Annotated in this window: 13 protein-coding genes; all 13 read right to left on the bottom strand. The window is 70.5% G+C overall.

What is annotated here, in order from left to right:
* Positions 1 to 10 precede the first annotated feature (10 nt).
* The 13 genes from nuoN to KBX43_RS11905 all read right to left on the bottom strand — a co-directional run bounded on the left by nuoN (position 11) and on the right by KBX43_RS11905 (position 15,915).
* The gene (gene nuoN, locus KBX43_RS11845) at positions 11 to 1,564 is read right to left on the bottom strand and encodes an NADH-quinone oxidoreductase subunit NuoN (protein ID WP_043327299.1); all 1,554 of its coding nucleotides are present in this window, start codon (positions 1,562 to 1,564) and stop codon (positions 11 to 13) included.
* The gene (locus tag KBX43_RS11850) at positions 1,561 to 3,093 is read right to left on the bottom strand and encodes an NADH-quinone oxidoreductase subunit M (RefSeq protein WP_030500781.1); all 1,533 of its coding nucleotides are present in this window, start codon (positions 3,091 to 3,093) and stop codon (positions 1,561 to 1,563) included. The genes nuoN and KBX43_RS11850 overlap by 4 nt, the downstream gene beginning before the upstream one ends.
* 64 nt (positions 3,094 to 3,157) lie before the next feature.
* Positions 3,158 to 5,119 (bottom strand): NADH-quinone oxidoreductase subunit L, encoded by a 1,962-nt coding sequence (nuoL, locus tag KBX43_RS11855; RefSeq protein WP_064448433.1) that lies wholly within the window; start codon positions 5,117 to 5,119, stop codon positions 3,158 to 3,160.
* 7 nt (positions 5,120 to 5,126) lie between these two features.
* Positions 5,127 to 5,426: an NADH-quinone oxidoreductase subunit NuoK gene (gene nuoK / locus KBX43_RS11860; protein ID WP_013283611.1), complete on the bottom strand. Its 300-nt coding sequence runs from the start codon at positions 5,424 to 5,426 to the stop codon at positions 5,127 to 5,129.
* Positions 5,423 to 6,193: an NADH-quinone oxidoreductase subunit J gene (locus KBX43_RS11865; RefSeq protein ID WP_043327303.1), complete on the bottom strand. Its 771-nt coding sequence runs from the start codon at positions 6,191 to 6,193 to the stop codon at positions 5,423 to 5,425. Before KBX43_RS11865 ends, nuoK begins: the two co-directional genes overlap by 4 nt.
* Positions 6,190 to 6,837, bottom strand: a complete 648-nt coding sequence (nuoI, locus tag KBX43_RS11870) for an NADH-quinone oxidoreductase subunit NuoI (RefSeq protein ID WP_030500778.1) — start codon at positions 6,835 to 6,837, stop codon at positions 6,190 to 6,192. The genes KBX43_RS11865 and nuoI overlap by 4 nt, the downstream gene beginning before the upstream one ends.
* A gap of 1 nt (position 6,838) precedes the next feature.
* Positions 6,839 to 8,191, bottom strand: coding sequence for an NADH-quinone oxidoreductase subunit NuoH (gene nuoH / locus KBX43_RS11875; protein ID WP_184681264.1), 1,353 nt, complete (start codon positions 8,189 to 8,191; stop codon positions 6,839 to 6,841).
* Between the two features lie 61 nt (positions 8,192 to 8,252).
* A complete protein-coding gene (locus KBX43_RS11880) occupies positions 8,253 to 10,763 on the bottom strand; it encodes an NADH-quinone oxidoreductase subunit G (protein WP_043327307.1) in 2,511 nt (836 codons plus the stop codon).
* Positions 10,763 to 12,079: an NADH-quinone oxidoreductase subunit NuoF gene (gene nuoF / locus KBX43_RS11885; RefSeq protein WP_043327309.1), complete on the bottom strand. Its 1,317-nt coding sequence runs from the start codon at positions 12,077 to 12,079 to the stop codon at positions 10,763 to 10,765. Before nuoF ends, KBX43_RS11880 begins: the two co-directional genes overlap by 1 nt.
* Entirely contained in the window at positions 12,076 to 13,191 is a 1,116-nt protein-coding gene (gene nuoE / locus KBX43_RS11890) for an NADH-quinone oxidoreductase subunit NuoE (RefSeq protein WP_210884410.1), read from the bottom strand. Before nuoE ends, nuoF begins: the two co-directional genes overlap by 4 nt.
* Complete coding sequence (locus tag KBX43_RS11895) at positions 13,188 to 14,513, bottom strand: NADH-quinone oxidoreductase subunit D (protein ID WP_210884411.1); 1,326 nt, start codon at positions 14,511 to 14,513, stop codon at positions 13,188 to 13,190. Before KBX43_RS11895 ends, nuoE begins: the two co-directional genes overlap by 4 nt.
* On the bottom strand, positions 14,510 to 15,238 hold the full coding sequence (locus KBX43_RS11900) for an NADH-quinone oxidoreductase subunit C (RefSeq protein WP_043327315.1): 729 nt from the start codon (positions 15,236 to 15,238) through the stop codon (positions 14,510 to 14,512). Before KBX43_RS11900 ends, KBX43_RS11895 begins: the two co-directional genes overlap by 4 nt.
* Positions 15,235 to 15,915 carry an NADH-quinone oxidoreductase subunit B family protein gene (locus tag KBX43_RS11905; protein WP_013283602.1) on the bottom strand — a complete coding sequence of 227 codons (681 nt, stop codon included), beginning with the start codon at positions 15,913 to 15,915 and terminating at the stop codon, positions 15,235 to 15,237. Before KBX43_RS11905 ends, KBX43_RS11900 begins: the two co-directional genes overlap by 4 nt.
* Between the last annotated feature and the right edge of the window lie 3 nt (positions 15,916 to 15,918).

Genomic DNA, 15,918 nt, shown 5'->3' on the forward strand with positions numbered 1-15,918 from the left:
ATCACGTCGGTCATCTGACGAATTCGGCAGCACCGGTGGTCAGGTCGAGCAGCGGACCGGGGACCACACCCAGCGCCAGCGTGGCCACCACGCCGATGACCAGCGCCGCCGAGGTGAGCGCGCCCGGCACGGTCACCGTCGGGGTGGACTCGCCCGGCTCGGACAGCCACATCATCACCACGACCCGCAGGTACGGGAAGGCCAGCACCATGCTGGTCAGCACACCGGCGATCACCAGCCACGCCTGGTTCGCCTCCAGGGCCGGGCCGAAGACCGCGAACTTGCTGGTGAAGCCGCTGGTCAGCGGGATGCCGGCGAAGGCCAGCAGGATGAACGTGAAGATCGCCGCGAAGAACGGCGAGCGGCGGCCCAGCCCGGCCCAGCGGGACAGGTGGGTGGCCTCCCCGTCGGCGTCGCGCACCAGCGTCACCACGGCGAACGCGGCGAGCACCGAGAAGCCGTACGCGGCCAGGTAGAACATCGTGCCGGAGAGCCCTTCGCGGCTCGGCGCCAGCACACCGACCAGCAGGTAACCGGCGTTCGCGATGGACGAGTACGCCAGCAGGCGCTTGATGTCGGTCTGGGTGACCGCGAGCACCGCGCCGACCAGCATGGTCAGCACCGCGATCGCGCCGAGCACCGGGGTGAAGTCCCAGGACGCCCCGGCGAACGCCACGTGGAAGACGCGCAGCAGCGCGCCGAACGCGGCGACCTTGGTGCAGGCGGCCATGAAGCCGGTGACCGGGGTCGGCGCGCCCTGGTAGACGTCCGGCGTCCAGACGTGGAACGGCGCGGCGGCGGCCTTGAACAGCAGGCCGATGGCGAGCAGCGCCATGCCGGCGAAGAGCAGCACCGGGCTGGACGAGGAGTCGGTGACCGCCGCGTGCACGGTGGCAAAGTCGACGCCGGCCCCACGGCCCGGGATGCCGGAGGTGAAGCCGTAGATCAGGGCGACACCGAACAGGAAGAACGCCGAGGCGTACGCGCCGAGCATGAAGTACTTCAGCGCCGCCTCCTGGCTCAGCAGACGCCGGCGGCGGGCCAGCGCGCAGAGCAGGTAGAGCGGCAGCGAGAAGACCTCGAGCGCGATGAACATGGTCAGCAGGTCGTTCGCCGCCACGAAGATCAGCATGCCGGCGATCGCGAACGACATCAGCGGGTAGACCTCGGTGGCGCCACCGACGCCCTCGGCCTGCCGGCGGTCCTCGGCCGACTCGGCGGTGACCGCGGCGTGCGCCACGAACGCGCCGCCCCGCTCCACCGTGCGCTCGCCGACGAGCAGCAGCGCCATGACGGCCAGGACCAGGATCGCGCCCTGGAGGAACAGCGTGGGCCCGTCAACCGCGATGGCCCCGCCGATGGTGATCAGCCGGGCGTCCGCGTTCAGGATCACCATCACGATCGCCGCGAGCATCGCCACCAGGGCGAGCCCGAGCTGCACCGCGTTGCGCAGCCGGCGCGGCACGAACGCCTCGACCAGGATCCCGACCAGGGCCGCGCCCAGCATGATCAGGATCGGAGCGAGCGCCGCGTAGTCGATCGACGGCAGCTTCAGTTCACTCACTTCGCGGCCTCCTGGACGCTGCCGACCTCAGGGGCGGGATCGGACTTGCCGACGTCCTGCATGGTCGCCTGGACGGCGGGGTTGATGACATCGGTGACCGGCTTCGGGTAGAAGCCGAGCAGCACGATCAGCGCGATCAGCGGCGCGACGACGACCTTCTCGCGCAGCGTGAGGTCCCGGCGCATGCCCTCGACCTCGGTCAGCGCCGGGTTCAGCGTGCCCTGCGTGGTGCGCTGCACCATCCACAGCACGTACGCCGCCGCCAGGATGATGCCGAGCGTGGCGATCACCGCGACCGGCTTGTTGACGGTGAACGTGCCGATCAGCACCAGGAACTCGGAGACGAACGGCGCCGTGCCGGGCAGCGCCAGCGAGGCCAGACCGGCGAAGAACAGCACGCCGGCCAGCACCGGCACGAGCTTGCCCGCGCCGCCGAAGTCGCTGATCAGGGCCGAGCCGCGCCGGGCGATCAGCATGCCGACCACCAGGAACAGCAGGCCGGTGGCCAGGCCGTGGTTGAGCATGTAGAGCACCGCGCCGGTGCCGGCCTGGGTGGTGAAGGCGAAGATGCCGATGCCGATGAACCCGAAGTGCGCGATCGAGGTGTACGACACCAGCCGCTTCAGGTCGTTCTGGCCGACCGCCAGCAGCGCGGCGTAGATGATGCCGATGACACCCAGCGCCAGCGCCCACGGCGCGAACCACCGCGACGCCTCCGGGAACAGCGGGAGGCAGTAGCGCAGGATGCCGAACGTTCCGACCTTGTCCAGCACGCCGACCAGCAGCGCGGCGGCACCGGCCGGGGCCGCGCCACCGGCGTCCGGCAGCCAGGTGTGGAACGGGAAGAACGGCGCCTTGATCGCGAAGGCGACGAAGAAGCCGAGGAACAGCCAGCGGGCCGTGTCGGTGGCGAACTCCGCCTGGCTCAGCGCCTGCCAGTCGAAGGTCTTCCCGCCGACCACCCAGAGGCCGATCACCGCGGCCAGCATGAACAGACCGCCGACCAGCGAGTAGAGGAAGAACTTCACCGCCGCGTACTGCCGCTGGTGGCCGCCGTAGCTGCCGATCAGGAAGTACATCGGCACCAGCATGACCTCGAAGAACACGTAGAACAGGAAGACGTCGGCGGCGGCGAAGACGCCGATCATCGTGCACTCGAGGACGAGCAGCAGCGCGAAGTAGGCGGGCACCGAGCGCTTCGACGCCTCGGCGTCGTGCCAGGACGCCAGGATCACCAGCGGCACCAGGATCGCGATCAGCATCAGCATGACCAGCGCGATGCCGTCCACCTCGAAGGTGAAGTTCACGCCCCAGTTCGGGATCCACGGGTACGACTCGCGGAACTGGAACCGGTCACCACCGGCGGAGAAGGCGAACCACATCACCACCGAGAGCACCAGCACCAGCAGCGACCAGCCGAACGCCACCAGCTTGGCCAGGTCCGGACGGCTGCGTGGCAGCAGCGCCACCACCAGGGCGCCGACCAGCGGCGCCACGGTCAGCACCGAGAGGAACGGGAAGTTGGACATTATTCGGCCTTACCTCCGTCGTGACTGCGTGGCCCGCCGGCGGGGGCGGCCGCGTTGAGGTCGATCACGCCAGCCACCCCGCCTGCACCGCCAGGAACGCCGCGACCACGAGGAGCGCGCCGGTCAGGATCGAGGTCGCGTACGACCGCACGAAGCCGGTCTGCAGCCGCCGGAGCCGGCCCGAGCCCCCGCCCACGGCGGCGGCCAGGCCGTTGACCAGCCCGTCCACGCCCCGGTTGTCGAGGAACACCAGCGCCCGGGTGAGGAAGATGCCCGGCTTCTCGAAGACCGCCTCGTTGAAGGCGTCCGTGTAGAGGTTCCGGCGCGCGGCGGTGACCACCACGCCGGCCGGCTGCGGCTCGGTGGCCGTACCGCCCCGGAACAGGAACCAGGCCAGCCCGGCGCCCAGCACGGTGACCAGCAGCGACAGCGCGGTGAGCAGCCAGTGCGCCAGCACCGGCGCGTGCTCCCCGCTCTCGCCGCCGAGCCCGTTGGTGGCGGTGAGCCAGTCCGGCACGGAGGTGGCGAGCAGGAAGCCCGCGCCGACCGAGCCGATCGCCAGCAGGATCAGCGGGATCGTCATCAGCTTCGGCGACTCGTGCGGGTGCTCGATGTCCTCGGTCCAGCGCTTCGGGCCGTGGAACGTGAGCACGAACAGCCGCGTCATGTAGAACGCGGTGAGCCCGGCGCCGAGCAGCGCGGCCATGCCGAACAGCCAGGCCGTCCAGCCCTCCCGCTCGAACGCGGCCACGATGATCGGCTCCTTGGAGAAGTAGCCGGAGAACGGGAACATGCCGATGATGGCGAGCCAGCCCATCATGAACGTCAGCCAGGTGACCTTCATGTACTTCGACAGCCCGCCGAAGCGGCGGATGTCCACCTGGTCGTTCATGCCGTGCATGACCGAGCCGGCGCCGAGGAACATGTTGGCCTTGAAGAAGCCGTGCGCCAGCAGGTGCACGATGGCCAGCGCGTACGCGCCGCCGCCGAGCCCGACGCCGAGGAACATGTAGCCGATCTGGCTGACCGTCGACCAGGCCAGCACCCGCTTGATGTCGTCCTTGGCCGCGCCGATGATGCAGCCCATCAGCAGCGTGAGCGCGCCGACGCTGACCACCACGAGCTGCAGCGTCTCGTTGGCCGAGAAGATCGCGTTGGAGCGGGCGATCAGGTACACGCCCGCGGTGACCATGGTGGCCGCGTGGATGAGCGCGGACACCGGGGTCGGGCCCTCCATCGCGTCCGGCAACCACGCCTGCAGCGGGAACTGGCCGGACTTGCCGGCCGCGCCGAGCAGCAGGAGCAGGCCGAGCACCAGCACCGTGGTCGAGGTCATCGAGCCGACCCCGTTGAACACCTCGTCGTACTGGGTGGTGCCGAGCATGGCGAACATGATGAAGATGCCGATGGCCAGGCCGGCGTCGCCGACCCGGTTCATCAGGAACGCCTTCTTGCCGGCGGTGGCCGCGCTCGGCCGGCCGTACCAGAAGGAGATCAGCAGGTACGACGCCAGACCGACGCCCTCCCAGCCGAAGTAGAGCATCACGTAGTTGTTGCCGAGCACCAGCAGCAACATCGCGGCAACGAACAGGTTGAAGTACGCGAAGAACAGTCGCCGGCCCGCGTCGTGCGCCATGTACTCCACGGCGTAGAGGTGGATCAGGAAACCCACCCCGGTGATCAGCAGGACGAAGACCGCGGCCAGCGGGTCGAAGAGCAGACCGAAGTCCACCCTCAGGTTGCCGACCGCCATGAAGTCCCAGAGGCTCAGCTCGACCTGCTTGTTCTCCAGGCCGCGAAGCTGGAAGAAGTAGGTGAGACCGAGCAGGAAGGCGGCGCCGATGGCGCCCACGCCGAGCCAGTGGCCCCAGCGGTCGGCCCGCTTGCCGAGCAGCAGCAGGATCGCCGCGCTGACCAGCGGGATCGCCACCAGCAGCCAGACCGAGCCCAGCATCCCGTCCGCCGTGGCGAAGGTGACGGCCTCGGCTGGCTCAGACTGGGCGATCGTCAGAATCTGTTCCACCACGAGCCCCTCAGTACTTCAGCAGGTTGGCGTCGTCGACGCTCGCCGAGCGCCGGGTACGGAAGATCGCCATGATGATCGCGAGACCGACCACGACCTCGGCCGCCGCGACCACCATCACGAAGAACGCCATGATCTGGCCGTTCAGGTCGCCGTTGATCCGGCTGAACGTGACCAGCGTCAGGTTGGCCGCGTTGAGCATCAGCTCGATGCACATGAACAGCACGATCGCGTTGCGCCGGACCAGCACGCCGACGGCGCCGATGGTGAACAGCACCGCCGCGAGGATCAGGTAGTAGTCCGGGGTCATTTGTCCGTCCCCTTCGGTGCGGTCTCCTCGGCCGTCAGCTCGCGCACCGGCAGGATCTCCGGGATGCTGCGGTCGGTCAGCCGGCCGTCGGGCAGGCGGGCCGGGGTGGCCACCGAGGAGGAGGTGGCGTAGACACCCGGGCCGGGCTTCGGGCCGGGGTAGTTGCCGGGGCGGAACCGCGCCTTCATGGTGGCGATCTGGTCCATCCGGTCCGCCTTGCGCCGCTCGACGTGCGCCAGCACCATCGCGCCCACCGCGGCGGTGATCAGCAGCGCCGAGGTCAACTCGAAGGCGAAGACGTACTTGGTGAACAGCAGCCGGGCGATGCCCTGCACGTTGCCCTCGGCGTTCGCCTCGTCGAGCCCGGCCGCCGGCACGCCGTCGAGCGCGCGGTACAGGCCGCTGCCCACCAGGCCGGCGAAGCCGAGCCCGAGGACGACGGCGGCGACCCGCTGGCCGCGCAGCGTCTCGATGAGCGAGTCGGAGGCGTCCCGGCCGACGAGCATCAGCACGAACAGGAACAGCATCATGATCGCGCCGGTGTAGACGATGATCTGCACCATGCCGATGAACGGCCCCGCCTGGAGCACGTAGAACACGCCCAGGCAGAGCATGGTCAGCACGAGCCAGAGCGCGGAGTGCACCGCGTTGCGGGCCCACACCATGCCGACCGCCCCGAGCAGGGCCAGCGGGGCGAGGATCCAGAAGGTGACCTCCTCACCCCCGGACACCTGGCCCGCAGCGGCGAGCACCGTTGCCGAGGTCATGCCTTGCCTCCCTTGCCCGCCGCGGCGGCGGACCGCTGCTCGGCCTGCTCGGCGCCGGGGAAGGTCACGCCGGGGTGCTCCTCCACCTGGTACCGGCCGGGGCCCATCGGCGAGCGCTCGGCACCGGCCGAGGTGCCCGGGTTGGTCAGCGCGCCGACGTAGTAGTCCTTCTCGCTGTCGCCCAGCCGCATCGGGTGCGGCGGCTGCTCCATGCCTTCGAGCAGCGGCGCGAGCAGCTGCTCCTTGGTGAAGATCAGGTCCTGCCGGTTGTCCCGGGCCAGCTCGTACTCGTTGCTCATGGTGAGCGAACGGGTCGGGCAGGCCTCGATGCAGAGCCCGCAGAAGATGCACCGGGCGTAGTTGATCTGGTAGATGCTGGCGTACCGCTCACCCGGGGAGAAGCGCTGCTCCTCGGTGTTGTCGCCACCCTCCACGTAGATCGCGTCGGCCGGGCAGGCCCAGGCGCACAGCTCGCAGCCGATGCACTTCTCCAGCCCGTCCGGGTGCCGGTTGAGGATGTGCCGCCCGTGGTAGCGCGGCGCCGAGACCGGCGGCTTGAACGGGTAGTCGGTGGTGACGACCTTCTTGAACATGTGCGAGAAGGTGACACCGAAGCCCTTGAACGTTCCGGTGATCGCGCCCACGTCACACCTCCCTGGAGTCCGGGCCGGCGACCACGTTGGCCGGCTCCCGCTCGGCGAGCACGCGCTTGGTACGCGGGCTCGGCGGAACCTGAAGATCCATCGGCGGCAGCGGGAAGCTGCCGTACGGCCGGCTGTCCGCCTGCTCCTGGGGCGACGGCTTCAGCTCCTTCTTCCGGCTCGGCCAGAAGAGCGTGACCAGCAGCAGCACGCCCGCGCCGACGGCGGTGACGAGCAGCCGGTCCCGGGCCTGCCAGTCCTCGATCGAGCGCAGCCCGGCGAGCACCATGATCCAGACCAGGTTCAGCGGCAGCAGCACCTTCCAGCCGAAGCGCATGAACTGGTCGTAGCGGAGCCGGGGCAGCGTGCCGCGCAGCCAGACGAAGACGAACACCAGCAGGATGACCTTGCCGAAGAACCACAGCATCGGCCACCAGCCCTCGTTGGCGCCCGACCAGATCGTGATCGGCCACGGCGCGTGCCAGCCGCCGAGGAACAGCGTCACGGTGAACGCCGACATGGTCACCATCGCGACGTACTCGCTGAGCATGAACAGCGCGAACTTCAGCGAGCTGTACTCGGTCTGGAAGCCGGCCACCAGCTCCGACTCCGCCTCGGGCAGGTCGAACGGCGCCCGGTTGGTCTCACCGACGATGGCGATGAAGAACATGATGAAGCTGGGCAGCAGCAGGATCGCGTACCAGCCGGGGGCCGCGACCTCGAAGCCGCCGATGCTCAGCCGGGTGCCGTCGCCCTGCGCGGCGACGATCCCGCTGGTCGACATGGTGCCGGCGGTCATGAAGACCGCGACCACACTCAGGCCCATGGTGACCTCGTAGGACACCAGCTGGGCGGCGGAGCGCAGACCACCGAGCAGCGGGTAGGTGGAGCCGCTGGCCCAGCCGCCGAGCACGATGCCGTACACGGCCAGCGAGGAGAAGGCCAGCACCACCAGCACCGCCACCGACACGTCGGTGACCTGCAGCGGCGTGCGGTGCCCGAAGATGCTCACCATCGGCCCGAACGGGATCACCGACAGCGCGGTGACCGCGCAGACCACGGAGATCACCGGGGCGAAGAAGTAGACCACCTTGTCGGCCTTGCGCGGGAGGATGTCCTCCTTGAAGGCCAGCTTCACGCCGTCGGCGAGCGTCTGGAGCAGACCGAACGGTCCGGCCTGGTTGGGGCCGGGCCGCACCGCCATCCGGCCCACGACCCGGCGCTCGAACCAGACGCCCAGCAGCGTGGCCGCCACGGCGACGACGAACGCGAAGAGGATCTTGCCGAGGACCAGCCACCACGGGTCCTTGCCGAAGTCGGCAAGCGTCGGGTCCTGCGCCGCGAGGTAGAGATTCACTGCACCGACCTTTCGTTCGCGACCGCGAGGCGTACTCGCTCCGCTCGTTGCCTGCGCGCGCTCACTGTGCACTCCCGGTGTTCAGCAGCGGGCCCGGCCGGTCCGCGGCGTCCGCCGCGACCCGCCCCGCCGGGACGGCCGAACCGCCGGCGGCGCCGACGGAGACCTTCACCAGCGAACCGGACGTCGCGCCGAGGCTGCGCCGCACGGTGGAGCCGGGCGAGTTGGTCGGCAGCCAGACGACGCCGTCCGGCATCTCGGTGATCGCCGCCGGCAGCGTGACCGCGCCACGGTCGGTGCCGACGGTGACCGCGTCGCCGTCGGCCACGCCGAGGGACTCGGCGGTGCCCTTGCCCAGCCGGACCACCGGCGGGCGGGCGGTGCCGGCGAGGTGCTCGTCGCCGTCGGTGAGGCTGCCCAGGTCGATGAGCTGGTGCCAGGTGGACAGCACGGCCTCGCCCGCGCCCGGCTGCCGGACGGCGGCCGGCTCGACCGAGGGCGCCGACGGCCGCTCGACCCGGGTACGCGGCAGCGTGCCAAGCTCGCGGCGGATGCTCGGCACGTCGCCGGTGCCCAGCCGCACGTCGAGCTGCGCGGCGATCGCGTCCAGGATCCGGGCGTCGGTCATCGCGCCGGTGTCCAGCACCTTCTCGAACGTGCGCAGCCGGCCCTCCCAGTCCAGGAAGCTGCCGGCCTTCTCGACCACCGGCGCGACCGGCAGGACCACGTCGGCCCGGCGCGACACCGCGCTCATCCGCAGTTCCAGGCTGACCAGGAACGGCACCGCGTCCAGGGCCTTCTCGGCCAGGCGCGGGTCGGCCAGGTCGGCCGGGTCGACACCGGCCACCACCAGGGCGCCGAGCTGACCGTTCGCGGCGGCGGTGAGGATGCCGTCGGTGTCGCGGCCGGCCTGGCTCGGGATCACCCCGGCCGGGATGTCCCACGCCTCGCCGAGCTCTGCGCGGGCGGCCGGCTCGGTGACCACACGGCCGCCGGGGAGCAGGTTGGGCAGGCAGCCCGCGTCGACAGCGCCACGGTCACCCGCGCGCCGCGGCACCCAGACCAGCCGGGCACCGGTACGCCGGGCGACGTCCGCCGCCGCCGACAGCCCGCCCGGCACCTCGGCCAGCCGCTCGCCGACGATCAGGATCGCGCCGGGCTTACCCAGCGCCTCCGCCACCGTGGCGTGCTCGGCCAGCACGCCGGCCTCCTCGCCCGGCACCACCCGGGCGAGCTTCGCCCCGAGCTTCTCCAGGCCGCGCGTCGCGAACGGCGCGATCGCGTACACCGTGAGCTTCTTCTTCAGGTACGCCTTGCGCAGCCGCAGGAAGAGGATCGGGCACTCCTCCTCCGGCTCCAGGCCGACCAGCACCACGGCGGGCGCGTTCTCCACGTCCGTGTAGGTCACGTCGGTGACCCCGGCGACGCTGCTGGCCAGGAAGTCGGCCTCCTCGCGGGAGACCGGGCGGGCCCGGAAGTCGATGTCGTTCGTGTGCAGTGCGATCCGGGCGAACTTCGCGTACGCGTAGGCGTCCTCGACGGTGAGCCGGCCGCCGGTCAGCACCGCCGTGCCGGTCGCGCCGTCACGGGCCTCGCGCAGCCCCTCGGCGGCCCGGGTCAGTGCCTCGCTCCAGGACGCCTCGCGCAGCTCACCGGTCTTCTCGTCGCGCACCATCGGGGTGCTGATCCGGTCGAACGCGCGGGTGTACTGGAAGCCCCAGCGGCCCTTGTCGCAGTTCCACTCCTCGTTCACCGCCGGGTCGTCGCCGGCCAGCCGGCGCAGCACCTTGCCGCGCCGCCAGTCGGTGCGCTGGGCGCAACCGGCCGAGCAGTGCTCGCAGACGCTCGGCGTGGAGACCAGGTCGAACGGGCGGGCCCGGAACCGGTACTGCGCGCCGGTCAGCGCGCCCACCGGGCAGATCTGCACGGTGTTGCCGGAGAAGTACGAGTTGAACGGGACGTCCCCCTCGTCGCCCTCCTCGCCGTACTCCTCGTCCCGGTAGATGTTGATCTCCTCGTGCGAGGAGCGGCCCATCAGGTCGATGAACTTGTCCCCGGCGATCTCCTCGGAGAACCGGGTGCACCGCTGGCAGAGCACGCAGCGCTCGCGGTCGAGCAGCACCTGGGTGCTGATCGGCAGCGGCTTCGGGTACTCCCGCTTGTGCTCGTGGAACCGCGAGTCCGTCCGGCCGGTGGACATCGCCTGGTTCTGCAGCGGGCACTCGCCGCCCTTGTCACACATCGGGCAGTCCAGGGGGTGGTTGAGGAGCAGCAGCTCCATCACCCCCTCCTGGGCCTTCTTGGCGACCGGGGAGGTGAGCTGGGTCCGCACCACCATGCCGTCGGCGACGGTCTGGGTGCAGGAGGCGACCGGCTTGCGCTGGCCCTCCACCTCCACCAGGCACTGCCGGCAGGCGCCGGCCGGGGCCAGCAGCGGGTGGTCGCAGAAGCGGGGGATCTCGGTGCCCAGCTGCTCGGCGACCCGGATCAGCAGCGCCCCCTTGGGGGCGGTGACCTCGACGCCGTCGATGGTCAGCGTGACGGTCTCGGTCTGCTTGGCTACGTCGGTCATCAGTGCGCCCCTACCAGGGTCTTCTCCGACAGCTTCGGAGCGGTACGTCCCTCGATGTAGTCGAGGTAGTCCTGCTTGAAGTACTTCAGCGACGAGGTGACCGAGCTGGTCGCGCCGTCACCCAGACCGCAGAACGAGCGGCCGAGGATGTTGTCGCAGGTGTCGAGCAGGGTGTCCAGGTCCTCGTGGGTGCCCTGGCCGGACAGGATGCGCCGGTAGACCCGGACCATCCAGTAGTTGCCCTCCCGGCACGGGGTGCACTTGCCGCACGACTCGTGGTGGTAGAACTCCAGCCACCGGTAGGTCGCGTACACCGGGCAGTCCTGGTCGGAGAAGATCTGCGTGGCGGTGGTGCCCAGGATCGAGCCGGCCCCCGCCACCCCCTCGAAGTCCAGCGGCACGTCCAGGTGCTCGGCGGTCAGCAGCGGCGTCGACGAGCCACCCGGGGTCCAGAACTTCAGGTTGTGCCCCGGCTTCATCCCGCCGGCCAGCTCGATCAGCTCGCGCAGCGTGATGCCCATCGAGCACTCGTACTGGCCCGGGTTCGCGATCCGGCCGGACAGCGAGTAGATCATCGGGCCGGACGACTTCTCCGTGCCCATCGTCTTCCACCAGTCCGCGCCACCGAGCACGATGTACGGCACGCTGGCGATGGTGCCGACGTTGTTGACCACGGTCGGGCTGGCGTACAGGCCGTGGGTCGCCGGGAACGGCGGGCGCAGCCGGGGCTGGCCGCGGAAGCCCTCCAGCGAGTCCAGCAGCGCGGTCTCCTCACCGCAGATGTACGCCCCGGCGCCGGAGTGCACCACCAGGTCCAGGTCGAACCCGGAGCCGAGGATGTTCCGGCCGAGGTAGCCCTTGGCGTACGCCTCGGCGACCGCGCTGCGCAGCCGCCGCGCGGCGTGCACGGCCTCACCCCGGATGTAGATGTACGCCCGGTTGGCCCGGATCGCGTACGAGGCGATGATGACGCCCTCGACCAGCGAGTGCGGGTCGTAGGTCATCAGCGGCAGGTCCTTGCAGGTGCCCGGCTCGCCCTCGTCGGCGTTCACCACCAGGTAGTGCGGCTTGCCGTCGCCCTGCGGGATGAAGCCCCACTTCAGGCCGGTCGGGAAGCCCGCGCCGCCACGGCCGCGCAGCCCGGAGTCCTTGACCAGCTGGATCAGGTCGTCCGGGTGCGCCTTGAGCGCCTTGCGCAGGGCGGCGTAGCCGTCCAGGTTCTCGTAGGTGCCGATCCGCCAGGCGTCCGGCGACAGCCAGCGCTTGGTGAGCACCGGCGTGAGCTTGGCCAGCGTCTCCGGCCGAGGCGTGGTCACTTGCGGACCCCCGATCCGTTGGCGTCCGCCGGGTCGGCGCCGTCCGCGCCCGTACCGGCCTCCGCTTCCTTGAGGTTGCGCTCCTGCGCGCCGGCCGCGTCGCCGGCGGGCTTGCCGTCGCCGGCCGGCGGGTTCGCCGCCGTGCCGGCCGCCTCCGCCGCCTGCGCGTCGCGCGGCACCGGCGGCGGGCCGTCCACCGGGACCTTGGTGCCCGGCGCGTCCGGTACGGCGGTGGCCGCGTCCGGCTGCCGGGTCTCGGCGGTACGCACCTGCGGCGACTTGGCGTCCGGCGCCTTCACGTCCGGCGCGGTGCTGCCGGTGGCCGCCTCCGGCAAAACCTGCTCGGCGGCCTTGGCCGGCTCGGGCGCGGGGGCCGGCTTCGCGGCCTCGGCCTTCGCCTTCGCCTCGGCGGCGGCCCGGTCGGCCTCGGCCTTGCTGCGGATCGGGGTCTTCGGGTCGAAGCCCGGCACCGAGACGCCGTGCTGCTCGGCCAGGCGCAGGCCGCGCAAGCTGGGCTCGCCCGGCCCGCCGTCGGCCACCGCGCCGTCGCGCTCGTCGGCGAAACCGGCGAGCTGGACCGCCATCTCCTTGAGCGTGCACAGGCGCGCGCCCCGGGTCGGCATCGGCCGGCCGCCGGCCCGCAGCTCCTCGACCACGTCGAGCGCGCCCTGCGGCTCCACGTTGTCGAAGAAGTCGTAGTTCACGGTCATGACCGGGCCGTAGTCGCACGCCGCCAGGCACTCGGCGTGCTCCAGGGTGATCTTCCCGTCGGCGGTGGTCTCCTCGTGCCCGACGCCGAGGTGCTCGGCCAGGGCGTCGTAGACCTTCTGCCCGCCGAGCACGTCGCACATGGTGTTGGTGCAGACGCTGACCAGGTATTCACCGGTGGGCTTGCGCTTGTACATGGTGTAGAAGGTGGCGACGGCGCCGACCTGGGCCTTGTTCAGCCCGAGCACCTCGGCGCAGAACTCGACACCGGCCGGGGAGACGTACCCCTCCTCGGACTGGACCAGGTGCAGCAGCGGCAGCAGCGCCGAGCGGGACCGGTCGGCCGGGTACCGGGCGATGATCTCCCGCGCCCGGAGCCGGGTCTCTTCAGTGAACGTGCTCATCGGTCACAACCACCCATCACGGGGTCCAGCGAGGCGCCGCCGGCGATCACGTCGGCGATCAGGCCGCCCTCGGCCATCGCCGGGAGGGCCTGGAGGTTGACGAAGCTCGGCTCCCGGTAGTGCACCCGGTAGGGCCGGGTGCCGCCGTCGGACACCGCGTGCACGCCGAGTTCGCCGCGGGGCGACTCGACGGCGACGTACACCTGGCCCGGCGGGACCCGGAAGCCCTCGGTGACGAGCTTGAAGTGGTGGATCAGCGACTCCATCGACTGACCCATGATCTTCGCGACGTGCTCCAGGGAGTTGCCCATGCCGTCGACGCCGATGGCGAGCTGCGCCGGCCAGGCGATCTTCTTGTCGGAGACCATCACCGGGCCCGGCTTCAGACGGTCCAGCGCCTGCTCGACGAGCTTCAGCGACTCCCGGATCTCCGCGACCCGGACCAGGTAGCGGCCCCACACGTCACCGTCGGTGTGGGTCGGCACGTCGAACTCGTACGTCTCGTAGCCGCAGTACGGCATGGTCTTGCGCAGGTCCCAGGCGAGGCCGGCGGAGCGCAGCACCGGGCCGGTGACGCCGAGCGCCATGCAGCCGGTCACGTCGAGCACCGCCACGTTCTGCGTCCGCTCCAGCCAGATCGGCTGACCGGAGAGCAGGTTCTCGTACTCCTTGAGCCGCTTCGGCATCAGCTGGAGGAAGTCGCGGATCTTGCGGATCGCGTCGTCCGGCACGTCCTGCGCCACGCCGCCCGGCCGCACGTACGCGTGGTTCATCCGCAGGCCGGTGATGGTCTCGAAAATGTCGAGGACGTACTCCCGCTCGCGGAAGCCGTACAGCATCATGTTGATCGCGCCCAGCTCCATGGCGGTGGTCGCCAGCCAGACCAGGTGCGACGAGATCCGGTTGAGCTCCATCATCAGCACGCGGATGGTGTTCGCGCGCTCGGTGATGTCGTCGGTGATCCCGAGCAGCTTCTCCACCGCGAGCGCGTACGCCGTCTCGTTGAACAGCGGGGAGAGGTAGTCCATCCGGGTCACGAACGTCGAGCCCTGGACCCAGTTGCGGTACTCCAGGTTCTTCTCGATGCCGGTGTGCAGGTAGCCGACGACCGAGCGGGCCTCGCGGACCGTCTCGCCCTCCAGCTCCAGGACCAGCCGGAGCACGCCGTGGGTGGACGGGTGCTGCGGGCCCATGTTGACGACGATCCGCTCGTCGTTGATCGGGTCCGCGCCGGAGACGACCTCGTCCCAGTCCCCGCCGGTGACGGTGAAGACCTTGCCCTCGGTGGTCTCGCGCTCGGTCGCGTAGTTAGACGTGGTCACTGGTACGACCTCCTACGGTCCGGCGGCGGGATTTCCGCACCCTTGTACTCGACCGGTACGCCGCCGAGCGGGTAGTCCTTGCGCTGCGGGTGACCCTCCCAGTCGTCCGGCATGAGGATCCGGGTCAGGGCGGGGTGGCCGTCGAAGACGACGCCGAACATGTCGTACGTCTCCCGCTCCTGCCAGTCGGCGGTCGGGTAGACGGCGGTGACGCTCGGTACGTGCGGCTGCTCGGCGGAGACCGCCACCTCCAGCCGGACGATGCGGCGGTAGGTCATCGAGGTCAGCTGGTAGACCACGTGCAGGCGGCGTTCCGCGCCCAGGTAGTCCACGCCGGACAGCGACGAGAGCAGCTCGAAGCGCAGCGACAGGTCGTCGCGCATCACCTGGCAGACCTCGGCGATGCGCTCCGGGCGTACGTGCAGCGTCAGTTCGCCCCGGTCGACCACGACCTTCTCGATCGCGTCGTTGAAGTCCGGGTACGCCTCCTCCAGCGCGTCCCGCACCTCGTCGAAGTAGCTCCCGTACGGGCGGGTCGCCTCCTCGATCGGCTTGCGCTGGCGGACCAGCCCGCCGTAGCCGGAGACGTCACCGGTGCCCTGGTTGCCGAACATCCCCCGGCCGGCCGGGCTGGCCGGCGGGTACTCGGCCGGAGCGGTGGAGCTGGCCCCGACCGGGGTGGTCGGCACCGGCACCCCGCCGTCGTTGGTCTTGTCGTTGCTCATTTCGGGCCCCTATGCGACGCCTGAAGGTGGTTCTGCGCCTTCATCCAGTTCTCGATCCGCAGCTGCTCCTCGCGCCCCTCGCGGACGGCCTTCGTCCACTCGGCACGGCGGGCCTTGTCGCTGCGGTACGACGAGGGCATCGAGCCGTACGGCACGACCGGCACGTCACCGCGCGCCTGGCGGGCCTCCAGCATCTTGCGGCCGTTCGGGCCCAGCGGCTCGTGCATGATCTTCTCGCGCAGCTTGAGCACGGCGTCGATGAGCATCTCCGGCCGGGGTGGGCAGCCGGGCAGGTACATGTCGACCGGGACGACGTGGTCGACGCCCTGCACGATGGCGTAGTTGTTGAACATGCCGCCGCTGCTGGCGCAGACGCCCATCGAGATGACCCAGCGGGGCTCGGCCATCTGGTCGTAGATCTGGCGCAGCACCGGGGCCATCTTCTGGCTCACCCGGCCGGCCACGATCATCAGGTCCGCCTGGCGGGGCGAGGCCCGGAAGACCTCCATGCCCCAGCGGCCCATGTCGTAGTGCGGGCCGCCCGCCGCCATCATCTCGATGGCGCAGCAGGCCAGACCGAACGTCGCGCCCCAGACCGAGGTCTTCCGCGTCCAGTTGACCAGCTTCTCGACGCTGGTGAGCAGGACGCCGGAGGGGAGTTTCTCCTCGATGCCCATCTG

It is taken from the genome of Micromonospora sp. C41 (genome assembly GCF_018070485.1).
Classification (GTDB): domain Bacteria; phylum Actinomycetota; class Actinomycetes; order Mycobacteriales; family Micromonosporaceae; genus Micromonospora; species Micromonospora chalcea.

Bases quoted from the DNA above. Each gene is read 5' to 3' on its own strand.
- KBX43_RS11850 (WP_030500781.1), bottom strand. From the start codon at position 3,093: ATGTCCAACTTCCCGTTCCTCTCGGTGCTGACCGTGGCGCCGCTGGTC.
- nuoK (WP_013283611.1), bottom strand. From the start codon at position 5,426: ATGACCCCGGACTACTACCTGATCCTCGCGGCGGTGCTGTTCACCATC.
- KBX43_RS11865 (WP_043327303.1), bottom strand. From the start codon at position 6,193: ATGACCTCGGCAACGGTGCTCGCCGCTGCGGGCCAGGTGTCCGGGGGT.
- KBX43_RS11880 (WP_043327307.1), bottom strand. From the start codon at position 10,763: ATGACCGACGTAGCCAAGCAGACCGAGACCGTCACGCTGACCATCGAC.
- nuoE (WP_210884410.1), bottom strand. From the start codon at position 13,191: ATGAGCACGTTCACTGAAGAGACCCGGCTCCGGGCGCGGGAGATCATC.
- KBX43_RS11900 (WP_043327315.1), bottom strand. From the start codon at position 15,238: ATGAGCAACGACAAGACCAACGACGGCGGGGTGCCGGTGCCGACCACC.
- KBX43_RS11905 (WP_013283602.1), bottom strand. From the start codon at position 15,915: ATGGGCATCGAGGAGAAACTCCCCTCCGGCGTCCTGCTCACCAGCGTC.